Annotated in this window: 19 protein-coding genes and 1 other RNA gene; 9 read left to right on the top strand and 11 right to left on the bottom strand. The window is 65.6% G+C overall.

The genetic code is table 11. The features are described 5' to 3' along the window. Positions 1–6 precede the first annotated feature (6 nt). The 4 genes from MMF98_RS12610 to gyrA all read right to left on the bottom strand — a co-directional run bounded on the left by MMF98_RS12610 (position 7) and on the right by gyrA (position 5,826). Positions 7–885, bottom strand: coding sequence for a prephenate dehydrogenase (locus MMF98_RS12610; protein ID WP_243306618.1), 879 nt, complete (start codon positions 883–885; stop codon positions 7–9). A 6-nt stretch (positions 886–891) separates the two neighbouring features. Further along, positions 892–1,977 (bottom strand): prephenate dehydratase, encoded by a 1,086-nt coding sequence (gene pheA / locus MMF98_RS12605; protein WP_243306617.1) that lies wholly within the window; start codon positions 1,975–1,977, stop codon positions 892–894. 23 nt (positions 1,978–2,000) lie between these two features. After that, complete coding sequence (gene serC / locus MMF98_RS12600) at positions 2,001–3,107, bottom strand: 3-phosphoserine/phosphohydroxythreonine transaminase (protein WP_243306616.1); 1,107 nt, start codon at positions 3,105–3,107, stop codon at positions 2,001–2,003. Between the two features lie 73 nt (positions 3,108–3,180). Continuing rightward, positions 3,181–5,826 carry a DNA gyrase subunit A gene (gene gyrA / locus MMF98_RS12595; protein WP_243306615.1) on the bottom strand — a complete coding sequence of 882 codons (2,646 nt, stop codon included), beginning with the start codon at positions 5,824–5,826 and terminating at the stop codon, positions 3,181–3,183. 226 nt (positions 5,827–6,052) lie between these two features. Here gyrA and ompA point away from each other — a divergent pair, with 226 nt between their 5' ends. From ompA to ssrA, 4 genes are all read left to right on the top strand, one after another. Beyond that, positions 6,053–6,697, top strand: a complete 645-nt coding sequence (gene ompA / locus MMF98_RS12590; RefSeq protein ID WP_279343565.1) for an outer membrane protein OmpA — start codon at positions 6,053–6,055, stop codon at positions 6,695–6,697. Positions 6,698–6,769: 72 nt separating this feature from the next. Next, positions 6,770–7,489, top strand: coding sequence for a bifunctional 2-polyprenyl-6-hydroxyphenol methylase/3-demethylubiquinol 3-O-methyltransferase UbiG (ubiG, locus tag MMF98_RS12585; protein WP_243306614.1), 720 nt, complete (start codon positions 6,770–6,772; stop codon positions 7,487–7,489). Positions 7,490–7,491: 2 nt separating this feature from the next. Then, positions 7,492–8,172: an HAD-IA family hydrolase gene (locus tag MMF98_RS12580; protein WP_243306613.1), complete on the top strand. Its 681-nt coding sequence runs from the start codon at positions 7,492–7,494 to the stop codon at positions 8,170–8,172. A 12-nt stretch (positions 8,173–8,184) separates the two neighbouring features. Beyond that, positions 8,185–8,557: a transfer-messenger RNA gene (gene ssrA / locus MMF98_RS12575) on the top strand. 171 nt (positions 8,558–8,728) lie between these two features. On the opposite strand, the gene MMF98_RS12570 is transcribed toward ssrA, so the two are convergent. The 4 genes from MMF98_RS12570 to MMF98_RS12555 are packed head-to-tail and all read right to left on the bottom strand — an operon-like array spanning position 8,729 to position 12,943. Next, a complete protein-coding gene (locus MMF98_RS12570; protein WP_243306612.1) occupies positions 8,729–9,709 on the bottom strand; it encodes a LysR family transcriptional regulator in 981 nt (326 codons plus the stop codon). Between the two features lie 32 nt (positions 9,710–9,741). Further along, positions 9,742–11,151 (bottom strand): aspartate ammonia-lyase, encoded by a 1,410-nt coding sequence (locus MMF98_RS12565; protein WP_243306611.1) that lies wholly within the window; start codon positions 11,149–11,151, stop codon positions 9,742–9,744. Further along, a complete protein-coding gene (locus MMF98_RS12560) occupies positions 11,148–12,137 on the bottom strand; it encodes a dipeptidase (protein WP_243306610.1) in 990 nt (329 codons plus the stop codon). The genes MMF98_RS12565 and MMF98_RS12560 overlap by 4 nt, the downstream gene beginning before the upstream one ends. A gap of 26 nt (positions 12,138–12,163) precedes the next feature. Further along, the gene (locus MMF98_RS12555; RefSeq protein ID WP_243306609.1) at positions 12,164–12,943 is read right to left on the bottom strand and encodes an alpha/beta fold hydrolase; all 780 of its coding nucleotides are present in this window, start codon (positions 12,941–12,943) and stop codon (positions 12,164–12,166) included. Between the two features lie 249 nt (positions 12,944–13,192). On the opposite strand from MMF98_RS12555, the gene MMF98_RS12550 reads away from it, so the two are divergent. Then, positions 13,193–14,134, top strand: a complete 942-nt coding sequence (locus MMF98_RS12550; RefSeq protein ID WP_243306608.1) for a Bug family tripartite tricarboxylate transporter substrate binding protein — start codon at positions 13,193–13,195, stop codon at positions 14,132–14,134. A gap of 24 nt (positions 14,135–14,158) precedes the next feature. Continuing rightward, on the top strand, positions 14,159–15,541 hold the full coding sequence (locus MMF98_RS12545; protein WP_243306607.1) for an MmgE/PrpD family protein: 1,383 nt from the start codon (positions 14,159–14,161) through the stop codon (positions 15,539–15,541). 74 nt (positions 15,542–15,615) lie between these two features. On the opposite strand, the gene MMF98_RS23730 is transcribed toward MMF98_RS12545, so the two are convergent. Then, positions 15,616–16,404, bottom strand: a complete 789-nt coding sequence (locus tag MMF98_RS23730) for an IclR family transcriptional regulator (protein ID WP_243306606.1) — start codon at positions 16,402–16,404, stop codon at positions 15,616–15,618. A 226-nt stretch (positions 16,405–16,630) separates the two neighbouring features. Here MMF98_RS23730 and MMF98_RS12535 point away from each other — a divergent pair, with 226 nt between their 5' ends. Genes MMF98_RS12535 through MMF98_RS12525 form a run of 3 tightly spaced genes read left to right on the top strand, consistent with a single transcriptional unit; the run spans position 16,631 to position 19,577 of the window. Next, positions 16,631–17,575 (top strand): isocitrate lyase/PEP mutase family protein, encoded by a 945-nt coding sequence (locus tag MMF98_RS12535; protein WP_243306605.1) that lies wholly within the window; start codon positions 16,631–16,633, stop codon positions 17,573–17,575. Continuing rightward, positions 17,572–18,537: a Bug family tripartite tricarboxylate transporter substrate binding protein gene (locus MMF98_RS12530; RefSeq protein WP_243306604.1), complete on the top strand. Its 966-nt coding sequence runs from the start codon at positions 17,572–17,574 to the stop codon at positions 18,535–18,537. The genes MMF98_RS12535 and MMF98_RS12530 overlap by 4 nt, the downstream gene beginning before the upstream one ends. A gap of 35 nt (positions 18,538–18,572) precedes the next feature. Next, the gene (locus tag MMF98_RS12525) at positions 18,573–19,577 is read left to right on the top strand and encodes a dihydrodipicolinate synthase family protein (RefSeq protein ID WP_243306603.1); all 1,005 of its coding nucleotides are present in this window, start codon (positions 18,573–18,575) and stop codon (positions 19,575–19,577) included. A gap of 27 nt (positions 19,578–19,604) precedes the next feature. Here the strand turns inward: MMF98_RS12525 and MMF98_RS12520 are convergent, their stop codons facing one another. After that, a complete protein-coding gene (locus MMF98_RS12520) occupies positions 19,605–20,309 on the bottom strand; it encodes a LysR substrate-binding domain-containing protein (protein ID WP_243306602.1) in 705 nt (234 codons plus the stop codon). Then, positions 20,309–20,545, bottom strand: coding sequence for a LysR family transcriptional regulator (locus MMF98_RS12515; RefSeq protein WP_243306601.1), 237 nt, complete (start codon positions 20,543–20,545; stop codon positions 20,309–20,311). Before MMF98_RS12515 ends, MMF98_RS12520 begins: the two co-directional genes overlap by 1 nt. Positions 20,546–20,590: the final 45 nt, after the last annotated feature.

The following is a 20,590-nucleotide window of genomic DNA, read 5'->3' as shown; positions in this document are numbered from 1 at the left end:
GGGCGCCTACTTGTGCGGCCGGGAGGAAGCCATGCGCCAGTGGGCGCGCGTCTCGCTGGCCTGGCCGATCAGGTCCTCCAGCGCGTCGCCGTTGCCGCTGGCGATCATGAGCTCCATGGCCTGCAGCGTGCGCTGGAAGATCTTCGACTGGGCCAGCAGCTCTTCCTTGTTGGCGATCATGATGTCGCGCCAGACCTTGGGGTCGCTGGCGGCGATGCGCGTGAAATCGCGAAAGCCCGGGCCGGCCAGCGAAAGGTAGTCGCGGCCCTTGTCCTGGCTGGAGATGCCGTTGATCATCGCGAACGCGATCAGGTGCGGCAGGTGGCTCACGGCGGCGAAAGCGGCGTCGTGCGACTCGGGCGACATCTGGAGCACGTTGCAGCCCAGCGCCGACCAGACCTCGGTGGCCCGCTGCAGGTGCGCGGTGAGCGTGCGCTCGATCGGCGTGAGGATGACCTGCTTGCCCGCATAGAGGTCGGGGTCGGCATGCTCCACGCCGGCCACTTCCTTGCCCGTGATCGGGTGCGCCGGCACGAACGAGCCCACGTGCTCGCGCAGCACGCGGCGCGCGGCGTCGACCACGTCGCGCTTGGTGGAGCCCACGTCCATGATCAGCGTCTGCGGCGTGACCAGGTGCTTGATGGCCTTGAAGGTGGCCTCGGTGGCGGCCACCGGCACGGCCAGCAGCACGATGTCGGCGCCCGAGACGGCCAGCAGGGCCGACGGCGCCTCGACGTCGATCACGCCCATCTGGCGCGCGCGCTCGGTGGTGGAGGGCGACTTGCTGTAGCCGACCACGCGCTTGACCAGGCCGGCGCGCTTGAGCGCCAGCGCGAACGAGCCGCCCATCAGGCCGCAGCCGATCAGTCCCAGTTGCTCGAACATCGCGGCTTACTCATTGACCGGGCAGGTGCCCAGCACTTTGTAGAACGCGCACAGGCCCTGCAGCTCCTTGAGCGCGGCGGCCACGTGGGGCTGCGAGGGGTGGCCCTGGATGTCGATGTAGAAGTAGTACTCCCACTGGCCCGAGCGGGCGGGGCGCGACTCGAAGCGCGTCATTGACACGCCGTGCGTCTTCAGCGGCACCAGCAGGTCGTGCACCGCGCCCGGACGGTTGGGCACCGAGACCACCAGGCTGACCTGGTCCTTGCCCGTGGCCGCCGGCGCGTCCAGCACGCTGGGCAGGCAGATCACGGCGAAGCGGGTGCGGTTGATGGCCTGGTCCTGGATGCCGCGCGCCACCAGGTGCAGGCCGAACTCGGCGCCGGCGCGCTCGCCCGCGATGCCGGCCCAGGCCGGGTTGGTGGCGGCCAGGCGGGCGCCCTCGGCATTGCTGGAGACGGCGCGGCGCTCGGCCTGCGGCAGGTGGGTGCCGAGCCAGCCCTGGCACTGCGCGAGCGCCTGCGGGTGGGCGCAGACCACCTCGATGCCTTCGAGCGAGTCGCTCAGGCGCAGCAGGTTGTGGCGCACCATGAGGCTGATCTCGCCCACGATGTGCAGCGGCGATTCGAGGAACAGGTCGAGCGAGCGCGCGACCACGCCCTCGGTCGAGTTTTCCACCGGCACCACGCCGAACTGGGCGCCGCCGCCGGCGGCGCTGCGGAACACCTCGTCGAAGCTGGCGCAGGGCACGCGCTCGATGCTGCCGCCGAAGAACTCGACCGCGGCCTGCTCGCTGAAGGTGCCGGCCGGGCCCAGGTAGGCCACGCGCACCGGCGCTTCGAGCGCCAGGCAGGCCGACATGATCTCGCGCCAGATGCCGGCCACATGCTCGCTGCGCAGCGGGCCGGTGTTGGCGGCCTGCATCTTCTGGATGACCTGGGCGGCGCGGTCGGGCCGGAAGAACGGGGAGCCTTCGCGCTTCTTGACTTCTCCCACCTGCTCGGCCACATGGGCACGGCGGTTGAGAAGGGTGAGGATTTCCTTGTCGAGGGCGTCGATCTGGACGCGCAAATCAGAGAGGTTGGCTGTCGTCATGTAGGGGTCGTGGGGACGTTGTCTCAGGCCTGGGTACGCTCGAATTCTCGCATGTAGCCCACCAGCGCCTGCACGCCGGCCAGCGGCATCGCGTTGTAGATGCTGGCGCGCATGCCGCCCACCGATTTGTGGCCCTTGAGCTGCAGCAGCCCGGTGGCCTTGGCGCCGGCCAGGAAGGCGTCGTTGCGCGACTCGTCGCGCAGGAAGAAGGGCACGTTCATGCGCGAGCGGCAGTCCTGGGCGACCTTGTTGACGTAGAGTTGCGAGCCGTCGATGAAGTCGTACAGCAGCTTCGCCTTGGCGATGTTGCTCTGCTCCATGGCGGCCACGCCGGTCAGGCCGTTCTCGGTCTGGCGCTTGAGCCACTGGAAGGTGAGGCCCGCGATGTAGATGCCCCAGGTGGGCGGGGTGTTGTACATCGAGTCGTGCTCGGCCACGATGCGGTAGTCGAAGGCGCTGGGGCAGGCGGGCAGGGCGTGGCCCAGCAGATCGTCGCGCACCACCACCAGCGTCAGGCCGGCCGGGCCGAGGTTCTTCTGGGCGCCGCCGAAGGCCAGGCCCACGCGCGACCAGTCCACCGGGCGCGAGGCGACGTGGGAGGAAAAGTCGATCGCCAGCGGCGCGTTGCTGCCCAGGCGCTTGAGGTCGGGCAGCTCGTGGAACTCGATGCCATTGATGGTTTCGTTGGTGCAGGCATGCACATAGCTCGCGTCGGCGCTGAGCTGCCAGCCCGAGGGCGCGGGCAGGGTGGTGTGGCCGTCGGCCTCGTTGCTGGCGGCGATGTGCACGTTGCCGTACTTGCGCGCTTCCTTCTGCGACTTCTGGCTCCAGCTGCCGGTGACCACCACGTCGATGCGGCCGCCGCGCGAGAGGTTCAGCGGCACGATGGCGTTTTCGCCCAGGCCGCCGCCTTGCATGAACAGGATGCGGTAGTTGGCCGGCACGGCCAGCAGCTCGCGCAGGTCGGCTTCGGCCCGCTCGTAGATCGAGATGAACTCCTTGCCGCGATGGCTCATCTCCATCACGCCCATGCCGCTGCCGTGCCAGTCGAGCATCTCGGAGGCCGCTTCGCGCAGCACCTCTTCGGGAATGGCGGCCGGGCCGGCGGAAAAGTTGTAAGGGCGGTTCATCGGGTGATTTTTCAATGAAAATGCCTCGATGTCCGTGCCGGGCGGTCTTGAGGCGCTACTAAAACAATAGCAATCAGGCGTCGGCGGTTCCGGGTTCTGCATCCGGTCCGGCGTCGCTCTCGGCATCGGCGGCGTTGGCGTCGTTTTCCACAATGCGCTGCAGGCCGCTGAGCTTGGCGCCTTCGTCCAGCGCGATCAGCGTGACGCCCTGGGTGGCGCGGCCGAGTTCGCGGATCTCGCTGACGCGGGTGCGCACCAGCACGCCCTTGTCGGTGATCAGCATGATTTCGTCGTCTGCGTGCACCAGCGTGGCAGCCACCACCTTGCCGTTGCGCTCGCTCTGCTGGATCGCGATCATGCCCTTGGTGCCGCGGCCGTGGCGCGTGTACTCGGCGATGCTGGTGCGCTTGCCGTAGCCGTTCTCGGTGGCGGTCAGCACACTCTGCGTTTCGTCCTCGGCCACCAGCATGGCGATCACGCTCTGGCCGTCGGGCAGGTCCATGCCGCGCACGCCGCGCGCCTGGCGGCCCAGCGGGCGCACGTCGTTCTCATCGAAGCGAACGGCCTTGCCGCCGTCGCTGAACAGCATCACGTCATGCTTGCCGTCGGTCAGCGCGGCGCCGATCAGGTAATCGCCATCGTCGAGGTTGACGGCGATGATGCCGCCCTTGCGCGGGTTGTTGAACTCGTCCAGCGCGGTCTTCTTGACCGTGCCCATGCTGGTCGCCATGAACACGTAGTGATCTGCGGGGAAGCTGCGGAACTCGCCGGTGAGCGGCAGCACCACGTTGATCTTCTCGCCTTCCTGCAGCGGGAACATGTTGACGATCGGCCGCCCGCGCGAGCCGCGCGAGCCTGCCGGCACCTCCCAGACCTTGAGCCAGTACAGCCGGCCGCGGTTGGAGAAGCACAGGATGTAGTCGTGCGTGTTGGCGATGAAGAGCTGGTCGATCCAGTCGTCTTCCTTGGTCGCCGTGGCCTGCTTGCCGCGGCCGCCGCGCTTCTGGGCGCGGTACTCGGACAGCGGCTGGCTCTTGATGTAGCCGCTGTGGCTGAGCGTGACCACCATGTCGGTGGGCGTGATCAGGTCTTCGGTGGACAGGTCGAAGGAGCTGTGCTCGACCAGGCTGCGGCGCGCGCCCAGCTTGTTCTGGCCGAATTCCTGCCGGATGGCGGTGAGTTCCTCGCCGATGATGGCGGACACGCGCTCGGGCTTGGCCAGGATGTCGAGCAGGTCCTCGATCTCGGCCATCACTTCCTTGTACTCGGCGACGATCTTGTCCTGCTCCAGCCCGGTGAGGCGCTGCAGGCGCATCTGCAGGATTTCCTGGGCCTGGGTGTCGGACAGGCGGTACAGGCCGTCATGGCCCATGCCGTAGGACTTTTCCAGCCCTTCGGGGCGGTAGTCGTCGGCATTGACCACGCCGCCGTCGGCGCGCGTGCGGGTGAGCATCTCGCGCACCAGCTTGCTGTCCCAGGGGCGGGCCATCAACTCGGCCTTGGCCACCGGCGGGGTGGGCGACTCGCGGATGATGCGGATGAACTCGTCGATGTTGGCCAGCGCCACCGCCAGGCCTTCGAGCACGTGGCCGCGCTCGCGCGCCTTGCGCAGCGTGAACACCGTGCGGCGGGTCACCACTTCGCGGCGGTGCTCCAGGAACACCTCGATCAGGTCCTTCAGGTTGCACAGGCGGGGCTGGCCGTTGATCAGCGCCACCATGTTGATGCCGAAGGTGTCCTGCAGCTGGGTCTGCTTGTACAGGTTGTTCAGCACCACTTCGGGCACTTCGCCGCGCTTGAGCTCGATCACCAGGCGCATGCCGGACTTGTCGGACTCGTCCTGGATGTGGCTGATGCCTTCGATCTTCTTCTCGTGCACCAGCTCGGCCATGCGCTCCTGCAGCGTCTTCTTGTTGACCTGGTAGGGCAGCTCATCGACGATGATGGCCTGGCGCTGGCCGCGGTCGATGTCCTCGAAGTGGCAGCGGGCGCGCATCACCACGCGGCCGCGGCCCGTGCGGTAGCCTTCCTTCACGCCGTTGATGCCGTAGATGATGCCGGCGGTGGGGAAGTCGGGCGCCGGGATGATCTCCATCAGCTCGTCGATCGAGGCCTGCGGGTTGCGCAGCAGGTGCAGGCAGGCATCCACCACTTCATTGAGGTTGTGCGGCGGGATGTTGGTGGCCATGCCCACGGCAATGCCGCCCGAGCCATTGACCAGCAGGTTGGGCAGGCGGCTGGGCAGTACCAGCGGCTCCTTCTCGCTGCCGTCGTAGTTGGGGCCGAAATCGACGGTTTCCTTGTCGATGTCGGCCAGCATCTCGTGGGCGATCTTGGCCAGCCGGATTTCGGTGTAGCGCATGGCCGCCGCGTTGTCGCCGTCGACCGAGCCGAAGTTGCCCTGGCCGTCCACCAGCATGTGGCGCATCGAGAAGTCCTGGGCCAGGCGCACGATGGTGTCGTAGACAGACTGGTCGCCGTGCGGGTGGTACTTACCGATCACGTCGCCCACGATACGGGCCGACTTCTTGTAGGCGCGGTTCCAGTCGTTGTTGAGCTCGTGCATCGCAAAGAGCACGCGCCGATGCACCGGCTTGAGCCCGTCGCGCGCATCAGGCAGGGCTCGGCCCACGATCACGCTCATCGCGTAATCGAGGTAGCTGCGCCGCATTTCCTCTTCAAGACTGATGGGCAGGGTTTCTTTGGCGAACTGGGTCATGAGGAGGAACGTTACGGCGGAAGAAGGTCGATTTTACGGGCAAGAAGCTGTCGCGAAGCAGCAACACATGCCGGGCAATGCGCTTTTGTCCTACGCCGCATAGCGCGAAATGGCGTTGATTGTGCAGGGACGTGTGGCACAATTGGCTCAACGTTTTTGGTGATGGTCACTTAAGACGTCCCTTGTTTCGCAGCGCGGCTGCGGCTTTTTCCCCAAGAGGAGAACCATGAAGAAACTGAATAAAGTGGCAATGCTGTTGGCTGCTTCAGCGCTCGCTACCGCCGCCGGCGCCCAATCTGTGGACAACTGGCGCAATGGTACCGGCGAATACGTCTGGAAGAACGGTACGAACGAACTGTGCTGGCGCGATGCCAGCTGGACGCCCGCCACCGCCGCAGTGGGCTGCGACGGCGCCATCGTGGCTCCCGCTGCTGCTCCGGCTCCGGCTCCCGCCGTGGCTCCGCGCGCTGCCGCCCCGGCTCCGGCCCCGGCTCCCGCTCCCCAGCCCCCGGCTGCCACCAAGGTGACCTACGCTGCCGACGCTTTCTTCGACTTCGACAAGTCCGTCCTGAAGCCCGAAGGCAAGGCCAAGCTGGATGATCTGGTCGGCAAGATCAAGGGCATCAACCTGGAAGTCATCATCGCCGTGGGTCACACCGACTCCATCGGTTCCGATGCCTACAACCAGAAGCTGTCGGTGCGTCGTTCCGAAGCCGTGAAGGCTTACCTGGTGTCCAAGGGCATCGAAAAGAACCGCGTGTATACCGAAGGCAAGGGCAAGAAGCAGCCCGTGGCCGACAACAAGACCGCCGAAGGCCGCGCCAAGAACCGCCGCGTGGAAATCGAAGTGGTCGGCACCCGCGCCAACTAAGCAATTCGCTAGAACTGCTTCAGAAAGCCCCGGCAACGGGGCTTTTTTTATGGCTTCGAGGAAAATAGGCGCATGAGCGAAACACTGAATGCCGATCCGGCCGAGCTGGCCAAGTTCTCCGATCTGGCGCATCGCTGGTGGGACACGGAGAGCGAATTCCGCCCCCTGCATCAGATCAACCCCCTGCGGCTGGACTGGATCAACGCCCAGGCGCCACTGGCGGGCAAGCGGGTTCTGGACGTGGGATGCGGCGGCGGCATCCTGGCCGACTCGATGGCGCGCCAGGGCGCCGACGTGCTGGGCATCGATCTGGCCACCAAGGCACTGAAAGTGGCCCAATTGCATGCGCTGGAGGCCCAGACCCCGCGGGTGCAGTACCGTGAAATCAGTGCCGAGCAACTGGCCGCCGAGTCGCCGGAGAGCTTCGATGTGGTGACCTGCATGGAGATGCTGGAGCATGTGCCCGATCCAGGATCGGTGGTCCGGGCCTGCGCTACGCTCGTCAAACCCGGCGGCTGGGTGTTCTTCTCCACCATCAACCGCAATGCCAAGGCGTTTCTGTTCGCCATCGTCGGAGCGGAATACGTGCTCAACCTGCTGCCGCGCGGCACGCACGAATACGCCAAGCTGATCCGTCCCAGCGAGTTGGCCGGCCACTGCCGCTCGGCCGGGCTCGACCTGTGCCGAACCCGCGGCATGGAGCACAACCCGATCACGCGCCGCTACTGGTTGAGCGATGACACCAGCGTGAACTACCTGTTTTCGACCCAAAAGCCGCTGGCCGGCGCCTGATGATGACCCGTGATTCCCTGTTTTCCGGAGCCAAGGCCGTGCTGTTCGACCTCGACGGCACCCTGATCGACAGCGCCCCTGACCTCGGCGCCGCTGTCGACAAGATGAGAACCGACCGGGGCCTGGCCTCCCTGCCGCTCGAGCGCTACCGGCCGCTGGCAGGCGCGGGGGCCCGCGGCATGCTCGGCGTGGCTTTTGGCCTGACACCCGAGGACCCCGAGTTCGCGGCCCTGCGTGAGGAGTTCTTCGTCAACTACGAACGCCGCATGACGCAGGACACCTTTGCATTCGAGGGGGTGGAGCACCTGATCGGCCGGATCGTGGGGCAGGGCCTGCCCTGGGGCGTGGTCACCAACAAGGCGTCGCGCTTCACCGATCCGCTGACCCGCGCCATGCCTCTGTTCGCCAGCGCCGGCGCGGTGGTGAGCGGCGACACCACGCCGCATGCCAAGCCGCATCCGGCGCCGTTGCTGGAGGCCGCACGGCGCCTGGGGCTGGAGCCCGCGCACTGCATCTATGTGGGCGACGACGAGCGCGACATCATGGCCGGCCTCGCTGCCGGCATGGGCACCGTGGCGGCGACCTACGGCTACCTGGGCCGCCAGGCCGATACGGCGCAATGGGGCGCGCACGCGCAAATCAATTCACCCCTGCAGCTCTTGCAATTGCTCTCCATCGCCTAAAATAGAAGACTTGGGGCTGCACTGGTTTCGACGCGGGTTCGGAATCGCTGTGGTGCATGTCGAGCTCAGTGCGCTCGTAAAACAGACTGAAACAAACTAACTGCAAACGACGAACGTTTCGCACTCGCTGCTTAAACACCAGTGAGCCTTACAACAGCAGGCCGATGGGCTGGGCAAGGGGTGCAAGCTCCCGGCTGTAAGGTTATTCACATCGGCTGGTCCTGAATCGGGTACCTTGGTTCGGGACGAGACAATAGGGTGCTGGCGGCCGGTGTAGCGTGCGACTGCGCGACACCGGTGGCGAGACTCAAATCAGACCGCTAAACATGTAGATCTGCTCGAAGAAGGCTTGCGGACGCGGGTTCAAATCCCGCCAGCTCCACCACTCAAGATGCCGCCACACTCTGGAAACTCCAGGTTGTGGCGGTTTTTCTTCGCCATGAAGTGTCTGGCCGGTGCCGGGGAATTCGCACCGATTTCGCACATCCATCGCACCGGCCCGTGGTGTTCCGGAGCAATAGGGCAAAGCAGCGAAGTGCTACCGGGCGAGCCCGGCTCAAGCCGGCGAGCCGGCAACTTCAATCAGCCCGGCAACTCCGGGAGCCACTCTTCGCAGGGTTGGAATGAGGGTGAGATTGACGGCTTCCAGGGCGGCCTCATAAGAGGCTTCAAACAGCCTCTCATGCTCGCCTGCGCGCCCGACCAGGTAGATCGCCCGGCTGGCGTTGATGCCGGACAGGTGCCCCACGCTGATCTCGCTGATGTGCAGCATGCCCTGGGCGAGGCAGCTTGGCGTGGTGATGGCCCAGCCCAGACCTGCGGCGACCATCGCCACCAAGGTGTCGGCGGTATCCACTTCCAGGCGCGGCGCAGCCCGCACACCGATACGGCGCAGCATGGTTTCGACCTGCGCGCCCAAATGGGATTGGGTATTGAAGCGAATGAGCGAGGCCGATGCCGCGAGCACCCGCAACGCGTCCCGCGTATACAGCTTCGTCTTGGTGCCCTTGGGCGTCAAGACGATGAATTGCTCGGAGTAAATGCGCCGATCCACCTTCCCGTCCAGCCCTTCGAACGGATCGGTCGTTACCGCGATGTCCAATTCTCTCGCGAACAGCCGCTCGCCCTGATAGGGGGTCAGGCCCGTGCGCACGGCCAAGCGCACGGTTTTCTCCAGCATGCGCTTGATGAAGGGCGGCCCGCAAGTCGCCGCAAACGAGTCGACGAGCCCGATGGTGACTTCCGGCGCAATGCCTTGGCTGGCCTCCAGAACCTCGGAGCGAATCTGTGCCCCTTCCGCGAGCAACACCCGCCCGCGGTTGAAGAGCGTCAGGGCCGCCGCCGTGAGCTGCAGCGGGCGGTGCTTTCTATCGAAAAGCACGACTCCCAAATACTCCTCCAGATGCCGGATGCTTTGCGACACGGCAGATTGCGTCGTGCCGAGCCGTGCGGCCGCCGCGGACATGCTGCGCTCCTCGGCGGCGGCTACGAACATCTGGAGCATCTGGAGGTCGAGAAGTTTCTGGCGCGATTGCAAGGCAAAGTCCTTTTTGATGCGCCATTCTCGCCCTAGTTGCGCGTCGGCACGACCTTGGCTGCCTGTCGCACCAGTTCCCGGGAGTCTTTCTCATTGATGAGCCCCTGTTGCGCCATCAGCCCGATGAAGCTGCGGCCTTCGGTGACCGCCTGATGGACTTTGGCGGCAACGGCGTCATACCCGAACTGAGGAATGAAGGCTGTTGCGATCGCAGATGATTCAAGCGCGAGCGTTTCATTTCGGTGTGCATTGGCTTGCAGCCCGCCAATGCATTTCTCGCGGAACAGCCGGGCTCCGCGTTGCAGCAGCGAGATGGAGTCCGACACACGCGACAGGACTGCCGGCTCGAAGTGGTTGATCTCCAACTGGCCAGCCTGGATGGCCTGGGCGACACACACGTCGTTGCCGACGATGGCGAAGCCCACTTGCACCATGCCCATGGCCACCACCGGATTGACCTTGCCAGGCATGATGGACGAGCCGGCCTGCACGGCGGGCAGCATCACTTCGCCCAAGCCACCCACGGGGCCGGAGCTCTGCACGATCAGGTCGGATGCGATCTTTGCCATCGATGTCGCGGCAGTGCGCAGTTCTGCGGAAACGCGCGAGAACACGTCCATGTTCTGCATCGCGTCAAACGGATTCTCCGCTGGCTGGAACGGCACGCCGGTCATCGTCGAGAGGTGGGAGAACACCGTGGACTTGTATCCAGGAGGCGAACCCAGACCGGTTCCGATCGCTGTGCCACCCAGCGGCAGGTCCAGCAGCTGAAGCTGCACCTGCCGCAGCGATGCGGCCAGCCGCCGAGTCAGCGACGCATAGCCTCCGAAAGCCTGGCCAAGGTACATGGGCTGCGCGTCCTGCATGCAGGTGCGGCCCAGGTGCAGTACATCCCCGAACTCGAGCGCCTTCGCGTCCAGGCTTTTCGCAAGCTGCTCAATCTCCTCGGCCAGCACGCCCAGCTTTCCGTGCACGGCTATCTTCATGGCAGACGGATAGACATCATTGGTGGACTGCGACCGATTCACATGGTCGTTGGGATGGACCAGGTCGTACTTGCCGAGCGAGCCCCCCAGGTGCTGTTGCGCGCGGTTGGCGATGACTTCGTTGAAATTCATGTTGGTGGAGGTTCCCCCCGATCCCTCCATGATGTCCACGACCAGCCATTGCCGGTGCTGGCCCGAGATCAACTCCTCGCATGTCCTCGCGATGGCACCGGCGACCCGTTCGCTGATCACCCCATGGTCCCGATTGGCGTAGGCGGCCGCCAGCTTGCACTGGGCAAACGCAGTCGCAAACTCGGGTTCTTCTTGGAGGGGGCATCCGGAAAACGCCAGGTTCTGCGCGCCTCTCCACGTATTGACGCCATAAAGCGCTTCGGCCGGAATGTCGACCGTGCCCAGGTGGTCGCTTTCCTGGCGGGTGGTTTCTGTGCCGATCATGCTTGCACCTCGAGGCTCTCGCCCAGGAACCTCAACCAGTTCTCTCCGAGCACGGCTCGGATGCGGGTTTCGGTCCACCCGCGCCGCTCCATCGCTGCGGTCAGGCGCGGATAGTCGGCCAGTGTCTCCATGCCCTTGACGGAAGGCGCGCGGCCACGGCCTGGGTTGGCGCGGCGGGCATAGCCCTTGTCCTGGCGCAGCCAGTCGAAATAGGCGTCGTCATGGCCCTGGGTGAAGTCGGTGCCGATGCCGATGTTGCCTTCACCGCAAAGATTGATCATGTACTCGAACAGATCGATGCAATCGTCAACCGTTGTATCGGCGCCCGTCTTCATGAACGGGGGGTAGGTGGCAACGCCGACGAAGCCGCCGCGCTCGACAATCTCGCGCAGCTGCGCGTCGGATTTGTTGCGCGGGTTGTTGAACGCCCCGAGCGCGGCGACATGGGTGTATGCGCAGGGCCGCCTGGAATGGGCGATGGCGTCGGATGACGTCTTGGGACCCACGTGCGACAAGTCCACCAGGATGCCAAGCCGATTCATCTCGTGGATCACTTCGCGGCCAAACCCCGACAGGCCGCCGTCGCGGTCTTCCCAGCAACCTGAGCCGACCAGGTTCTGCGTGTTGTACGTCAATTGCATCACGCTCACGCCCATGTCCTTGAACAGGGGCAGCATGTCGAGCCGGTCCTCGAATCCCGTCGTGTTCTGCCAGCCCAGGATGATTCCGACTTTGCCCACCTCCTTGGCCTTGCGGATGTCCGCCGCGCTGCGCACCTGCATGATCAGGTCGGCATGGTCGATGAACGCCCGCTTCCAGCGCGCGAGGTTGATCATGGTGTCGCGCAGCCCTTCCCAGATGGAGCAGGTGCAATTGACGGCGGTCAGGCCGCCTCGGTGCATGTCCTCGAAAACCTGGCGGCTCCAGCGGGACACGACCAGGCCGTCAATGACGATGGCGGATGTGTGCAGGGTGTCTTGAGACATGGTGTATTCCTGAAATTGTTGGCCTGTCAGGCGAGGAAGGGGAGGACGGCGCCCAGAAATTCGTCGGTGCGCGTCTCGGGGAACAGGTGGCCGCCGCCATCCAGTTCCACCAGCCGGGCACCGCGAATGGCGCGGGCGGCATCCCGGGCGAACCAGATGGGCATGACTAGGTCGTCGCGGGCGCCCAGGACCAGGGTCGGGCAGGCAATGCGCCCATACAGCGGCCGTGCATCGAACGCAAGGATGGCGTCCAGGCGCTGGGAGATGCCTTGTGCATCCTGAAGCGCAGCTTCCCTGGCCAATTGGGTGAAGCGCGCGGCATGCTGGCGCCGATACTCGGGCGGGTAGATCAGCAGCGAGTTGAAGTGCGTGTAGTGCTCGGGGGGCATGGTCCGCGCCGCGGCCTTGCGCAGGTTCTGCAGCACGTGCAGATCGTCATCTCCGTGTGTCCATGGCGCACCGAGCACGAGGCGTGTCACTCGATCGCCGTGGTGGGCCGCGAGTGCGGTGGCTTTGCCGGTGCCGGTGGAAAGGCCCATGACGTGCGCCTGCGCGAAGCCGGCCACATCCATGAGCCCCAGCAGGTCATGCGCAAGTTCTTCCATCGACTGGCCTTGCGGAACCCGCTCGCTGCGGCCGGTGCCGCGTTGATCGTACGAGAGGACGCGATGCCGGCGGGCGAGGCCGTCAATGAGTTGGGCGCGGGCTTCAGGGCCCGTGCCCTGGCCTGTGGTGAGAACGAGGGGCGGGCCCTGTCCCACGACTTCGTAGTGAATCTGCGCTCCACCGATATTGGCTTTTGGCATGTTGAGTCTCCTTGGCTGGCGCACATCATGATCGGCGGGGGCGGCAAAAGCCATCTGCGGCAACCTACTATCAGCCACCCTAAGCCGAAGCATCAGTGTTTCTAATGATGCGCGGCAAAGTCATGCAAATCCGCTGCGCCAAACCTACCATGCGAGCGTCAATAACATCGCCGGAGACAAACTGTGACCCCCCAAAAGTTACTGCGCCGCGTGCGCCCGCATCCCGTCCGCCCTGTGAGCCGGGTCCTCATGACCCTGGCCGCCCTGGCGTTCTCCGGACTGGCTGCAGCGCAGGCCTATCCCAACCGCAATGTGACTCTGCTTGTGCCGTTCGCCGCGGGCAGCTCCACGGACATCATGACCCGGCTGATCGCCAAGGGACTGAATGAGCGCCTGAAGACGGCTTACTTCATCGTCGACAACAAGCCCGGGGCGAACGGCACGATCGCCAGTGAGGTGGTGGCGAAGGCCAAGCCGGATGGATACACCATCCTCGTGGGCACGGGAACCACGCACACCCAGGTGCCCTGGATGATGAAGTCGCTGCCGTACGACCCGGTCAAGGACTTCGAGCCGGTCGCAGGGATCGGCGGTGTTCCTCTGGCGGTGATGGTCGCCAACAACTCGCCCATCAGGTCCATGGACGACCTGCGCAAGACCGTGAGTGCCAGCCCGGGCAAGTACGCATACGGCACGGCTTTCGGCATGGCAACCGTCTGCGGCGAAAACATCCGGCGCGGTTTCAGCATCGACCTGGTACAGGTGCCCTACAAAAGCAGCCCGCAGGCCATTACCGACCTGATCGGCGGACGCACCGTGATGATGTGCTCGGACTTCAACACCGCCATGGGGCCGATCCGCAACGGCCAGGTCCGCGCCATTGCGGTGACCACCAACAAGCGGAATGCGCAGCTGCCGGACGTGCCCGCGCTGATCGAGTCCATTCCAGGCTTCCCCGAGATGCGCTCCTGGGTCGGTGCATTTGCCCCGAAGGGCACACCGCCAGAGGTGATCCAGGTGCTGGCGCCGGCGATTCTGGCCATCACCGAATCGCCCGATTTCCTGAAGACACTCGTCCCGAACGGCTTCGAGCGACTGCCGCTGAGCGGCGCGCAGCTCACCGCGTTCGTGCAATCGGAACTGGTCAAGTGGGAAAAGCTGATCGAGCAGGCCGGCATCCAGCGCGAATGAAGCAACGCAACAGCGGAGAGCGTCATGAGCAACACGGGATTTACGGCGCGGCTGGCACAGTGGATCGCGCAGGCGCCGCGCAACTGGCAAGCGGACGCGATGGACCAGGCGCAGCGCGCCATCGCGGACACCATCGGCTGCATCATTGCCGGTGTCGATGACGAAGCGGTGCGGCGCGTGCGGGCCGGCCTGGGTCGATGGGGCGGTGGCGGCGAGGCCAGCCAGGCAGGTACAGCCGGCGGCGTCGATGCGCCATGGGCGGCGCTGCTCAACGGAACATCGGCCCATGCGCTCGACTTTGACGATGTTCTGGATCCGGCCGCTTCTCACGTCAGCGCCGTGATGGTGCCCGCGCTGCTGGCGTTGGGCGAGCAGATGGACGCGAGCGGCGCCGACCTGGTGGACGCGTACATCGTTGGCGTGGAAGTGCAGGAGTGCCTGGCGGAAGCCGTCAACATGACGCATTATTCGCGCGGCTGGCACACCACCCTGACGCTTGGCGCGCCGTCTGCCGCAGCGGCATGCGCCCGGCTGCTCCGGCTGGATGCGCAGCAGTCCTGCCATGCCATGAGCATAGCCACCAGCATGGCTGCGGGCTTCAAGCGCCAGTTCGGCACCAACACCAAGCCATTGCACGCGGGCCTGGGTGCGAAGAACGGCATCCTCGCCGCGCAGATGGCTGCGGCCGGCGTGACGGCAGACCCCGCAATCTTCGAGGGTGAACGGGGCTTCCTGGATCTGATGGCGGGTGATGGTGCCGCTGGTTTTGGCTCCGTCCTCCAACGTCTTGATGGGCCGCCTGCCATCGTGTCGCCCGGCGTCTGGCTCAAGCGTTACCCCTGTTGCGCCAGCACCCATCGTGTGGTGGATGCGGTCATCGGCATGATGCAGGCGAACGGGCTGGCTGTGGCCGACATCGTGGGCATCGACACTCAGGTTTCCGAGCCGGCTGTCCGCAACCTGATGTACGTGCAGCCGCGCGACGAGATGCAGGCTCGCTTCAGCATGGCCTACTGCGTTGCTGCCGCAGCCCTGGACAAAGACCTGCGTTTGGCCACATTCCGGCGCACGGCCATGGACCGATCCGATATCGCCGATTTCATCCCGCGTGTAGCGATGTCGCCCGATCCGGCGCAGCCGGGCGACATGCCTTCGACGACCAGGAGCTGGGCAACCACCACCCTCCACATGGGCGATGGCCGCAGCTTCACCCGCAAGGTCGTGGATCCCAAGGGCTATCCCGGCAACCCGCTGTCCGAGCAGGAGCTGGAGGCGAAGTTTCGCGATTGCGCCAGCGCGCAAGCTGCCGACGTTGCTGCCTCTTACGCTGATTGGCGAGGCATTGCGTCCACTGCGAAGATTCGCCCGTTGTGTGCGGGTCTTCGCACGCTTGCCAAAGAAGTTTGAAGGAAACGACCCCCCGGGAAAATCAAAGCTGGCGCGGGATGGCCGGCCGCAGGCCGTGACCGTGCCTTGCAGCGTCAGGCGCTGCGGTTGCCCAATTGCAGCGAGGCCGCTCGACCTGCGGCGACCAGGCGCGCCTGTGCCTCGTTCGGGAGTTGGATCAGCGCGGGATCGGGGCTCAGCAAGGTCAGGGAGCAGCGGATTTCTCCGAACATGTCGAGCACAGGCGCCGAAACGCCTCGGAGCCCCGTGCCCATCCTGCCGTCCACCCAGGCAAAACCCTGGGTGCGGATCTGCCTGAGTTCGGGCTCCAACTCGTCGTAGGCCAGGGTGTGGGCCGCCGTCCAGGTCTTCACGAGATGGACCGGCAGGTAGGCAGCGAAGATCAGGCCGGAGGAAGACTCCCGAAGCGGCAGCACGCTTCCGACGCCCGCCATGGTCATGATCACGCGCCGGCCGTGGAACCAGCGCACGATCATCGGGCCGTCTTCGCTCCAGATGGAAACGAAGCAGGCTGTTCCCGTTTCCACCGCCAGTTGCGCCGCATGCCGCTGAGCCACCTCCACCGAATCCATGCGCCTGAGGGCCGCCAGGCCGAGTTGCAGCGCTGAAGCTCCAAGGTCGTACCACCCTGTGCTGGGGTCCTGGCGGACCAGCCCCCCGCGTTGCAGGCTCACCAGATACCGGTGGGTCGTGCTGGCTGAATTGGCCGATGCCTTGGCGATGGCGGTGAGCGGCTGGGGGCCTGCCGCGGAGGCCACCACATTGAGGATGGCGACGGCGGCGTCAACCGACTGGATGCCGCGCTTGTCCTGGGCGGCTGGCTCGTCCGCGGGGAGGGGGGGAATAGGGGGATTTCCGCTCACGCAAACAAGTGTATCAGGGTTCTAAGTGTATTCCACAATAACCAAATGATTGTCCAATGTGGAAAATCTGCTTTGAATCGGGCGCTGGAAGTCCTTGAAGCAGAGGGAATGGCCAGCGGGTCTGCACGGATTCATGGGAATCGGTGCGCATTGACAGGCCTTGCCAGGCCTTTTTGGGGAAAGACACATGGAAGCTTTGAATGAAGCCACACGCAAGCGCAGGCGCATGCGCGAGCTGCTCGCACGAAACGAGATCCTGGTGATGCCTGGCGGATTCAGTCCGTTGCTGGCGAAGATGGCGCAGGAAGCGGGCTTCGAGTCCTTCTTTCTTGCCGGATCGCAGCTCTCGGCGTTCCTGTACGGCTACCCGGATACCGGGGTTGTGGGGCTGCGCGACTTTGTCGACCATGCCCGCCACATCGCCGCCCGCGTGGACATTCCCGTGCTGGTGGATTTCGACACGGGCTTTGGCAACGCCGTGAATGTCTGGTACGCCGTGCAGGAGTGCGTGCGCTCCGGGGCCGCAGCCCTCCAGATCGAAGACCAGGAGGCGCCCAAGAAGTCCGGCACCCTGGCCGGGCGCCGCTGCATCAGTCAGCGCGAAGCGGTTGGCAAAATCCGCGCCGCCATCGACGCGCGCCAGGCCATCGACCCCGAATTCGTGGTGTGCGCGCGCGTGGATGCGCTCGGTGCCGAAGGCGAAACCTGGGAATCGACGCTCGCGCGCTGCCAGGCCTATGCCGATGAAGGCGGTGCCGACCTGATCTGGCTGAACTCCTCCCAGACACGCGAACAGCTCGAAGAAGTGTGCCGCAAGGTGAAGGTGCCGGTTCTCACGATCTGGGGCGGCGCCGGTCCGCCACCGACGCCGAAGGAGCTTGAAGCCCTGGGCGTGCGGGTCGCGCTGTACCCGACCATCACGGCATCGGTCGGCATGCAGGCTGCCTGGCACGTGCTGCACGACTTCAAGGCACGCGGCTTGCCGGCCATCGCGGAATGGCAGGCGCAGATGCGCAACGGCCCCTATGGCGTGCCCAACCTCGCTGCCCTCACGGGCCTGCCCAAGGTGCGGGAACTGGAGGCAAGCTTCATTCCGCCCGAAAGCCAGCGCGACTACGAAACCACCTGGGGCCATCGCCCGGCCCAGGAAGCCTCGGAGAACCAGCGATGAAGCGCAGGCAACTTCTGAGCCTGGCCTTGGCCGGGGCTGCCGCACGCCCGGCGTTTGCCGAGGCCTACCCCAGCCGGCCCATCGTCCTGGTCATGCCGTTCCCGGCGGGCGGCTCCGTGGATGTGTTCGGGCGGGCCATCGCCCTGCATCTTTCCACCGCTCTGAAGCAGCCGATCGTCGTCGACAACCGTGCGGGTGCAGGCGGCCTCATCGGCGCCGGCGCGGTGGCCAAGGGGAAGAAGGATGGCTACATGCTGCTGCTGTCTTCCAGCAGCACGCACTCGCTGGCCGCGGCGCTCAGGTCGAACTTGCCGTACGACCCCGAGAAGGACTTTGCCCCGGTGGTCAATCTGGGCTCGGGCATCAGTTCGCTGCTGATCCCCGCGTCTTCATCGGTACGCACGGTGGCAGAGCTGGTCGCCGCGATGAAGCAGCGGGGGGACCAGAACAGCTTTGGATCCGCGGGCATCGGCACCATTGCGCACTTGTCCGCCGAAGACTTCATGCTGGCCACCGGCGTGCGCGCCACGCATGTGCCGTACAAGGGAACCTCCCTGGCGGTGCAGGACCTGGCCGCAGGCCGCCTGAGCTTCATGTTTGACAGTTCCGTCTCGGCGGAGGGCTATGTGCGCGGCGGCCTGGCGCGCATGCTGGCCGTGACCGGCCGCACCAGGCTGCACGGCATGCCGGACGTGCCCACGATGGCGGAGGCGGGGATCAAGCTCGCCAACCCCGAGGGTTATTTCGGGGTATGGGCGCCGGCCGGCACGCCGCGCGAGATCGTGCTCGCGCTCAACGGCGCGCTGAACGACGTGCTCAAGAGCCCCGAGGTGGTGGCCCTGATGCAAAAGCTGTCCATCACCGCGCGGGGCGGCACACCCGAAGACTTCGCGCAGCGCGTGGCGGCCGACTCCCTGCAGTGGAAGAAGGCCGTCCAGCGGGCCAACGTCCCGCTTGAATAGCACGTGAACACATTCGTACCCTGGAGCGTTCAACAATGAAGACATCCCTCTCGCGCCGGCTCTACTCGGCGCTCCTGCTACCCCTGCGGCCCGACCTGAAGATTGACGAAAGCGGATTGCGGAACCTGATTCGCCAGCATCTGAAGAACCCCATCTTCAAAGAACGCGGAGGCCTGGTGGCGAACCCCGAGGCGGGCGAGATCTACTACCTGACCCGCGCTGAAAAGCAGCGCGTGCTGGAGATCGTCCTCGAAGAAACCAACGGCCTGGTGCCGGTGATTGCCGGTACCTTCGGCTGGACGACTTCCGACACGGTCGATGGTGCGAAGGACGCCAAGCAGATGGGCGCCCAGGGGCTGTTTGTCTCGCCGCCGGCCGGTTCGATGGACGTGAGCTCCGCGTGGGATCCGCTCAAGTACCCCGAGGTCTGGCTCGACCAGATCCTCGAGCAGGACCGGGCCACGGACCTGCCGATCTTCGTGCACCCCGTGGTGACGCCTTCCCAGCCCTGGGGCATCGGGCTGCCCTTGCAGGCAGCGCTGCGCTACTGCCGGGAGGTTCCCAACATCGTGGGCTGGAAAACGACCTATGCCTATCCAGGCCATCGCATTCTTTCGCGCGCTTTCCGGCAGAGCCTTCCGGACGTCGCATTACTCTGCTCGAGCGCGCAGTTTTTCCATGAGTACCTGGCAACGGGCTGCATCGACGGAACCATCACAGGCTCGTGGAACTACGGCATGGAGCCGATGCTCGCCCATATGGCCGCATGGGAGCGCAACGACGCCAACGCAGCGCGGGCGCTGTGGGACAGCGGGTTGGCGGAACTCCAGGAGTACATCTACGCCGAGCCGGGGCGCCTGCATGTGCGCTACAAGGTGGCGTCGTGGCTGCGCGGGTGGATCGACTCCCCCGTGATGCGCCCCCCGATGCCCGCGCCGCGGCTCGAGGAAATCCAGACCATCGCCGCACGGCTTGCCGCGTGCGGCATCGAGGTGCGGTCCGGGGCAGAAGTCAACGCCGTTGCGACGTCGCGGGCTTGAGGCCTGAAGGCCTGCGGTGCCTGCCGGTCAGTGGGCCAGGCGGGTGGCCGCCCGCTTGACCGCGGCCGCGAATTCGAGCGCAGCGGGCTTGGGCCGCGCGCCGCGGCGCGAGACGACGAACAGATCGAGGTGGACGGCGGGCTCCACCAGCATGGACACGCTCAGCCCATGGCGCAGGCATTCTTCGAGCGCGAAGGCCGGGACGATGGCATGGCCCAGTCCGGCGCCGACCATGGCAATCAGGGTTCCCATGAAGTTCATCACGGGCCTGTCCTCATGGCCGCGTCCGATGCGGGAGAGGTGGTCCTCGATCACGGCCTGGATGGGGTTGTCCGGAGGCAGGCTCACCAGCGGCAGCTCCGCCAGGCTGCTCCAGGGCTGGCTCGGGCCGATGCCGGCCGGCCCCTGGCTCGGCGGGTCGACACGCATCAGCCGGAACTTGCACAGCGGCTCGCGCAGCAGCCCCACCGCGGGCTTCACAAAGAACCCCAGCCCGATGTCGGCCTCGCCCTCCAGCACGGCGCGGCGCACCTGGGTGACATCCAGATCCGCCAGATGCACGCGCACCTGCGGGTGGCTTCGCCCGAACTCGCTCACGACGCGGGGCAGCAAGCTGGTGGAGACCGTCGGCGTGGCCGCGACGTGGAGGCGCGAACGCACGGCGGCCTCCGCTCCGCCGATCTCGGCGTCCAGCGCGCGAAGCTCGTTGACGATTCTTTCCGCAGCCGGCATCAGGCGGCGGCCGGCATCAGGCGGCGGCCGGCATCGGTCAGGGTGACCGAGCGCGTGGTCCGCTCGAACAGCCGGGCGCCCACCTGGTCTTCCAGCTCCTTGACGAGCATGCTCATGCCCGAGGGGGACAGGTGGATGCGCTCGGCGGCCTTGGCGAAACTCTTGAGACGGCTGATCTCCAGAAATGCCAGCAACTGCCGGCCATTCAGATTCATCAATTTGGCTGAGGAATTCATCAGAATCTTCCGCTTGATTCAAGTCAGGAAACCAGTTTGAATTGT

Origin of the sequence: Variovorax terrae (genome assembly GCF_022809125.1) — a bacterium.
GTDB lineage: Bacteria > Pseudomonadota > Gammaproteobacteria > Burkholderiales > Burkholderiaceae_C > Variovorax_A > Variovorax_A terrae.
Note: the sequence above shows the minus strand (reverse complement) of the source record. Positions and strands in the feature narration are given on the sequence as shown.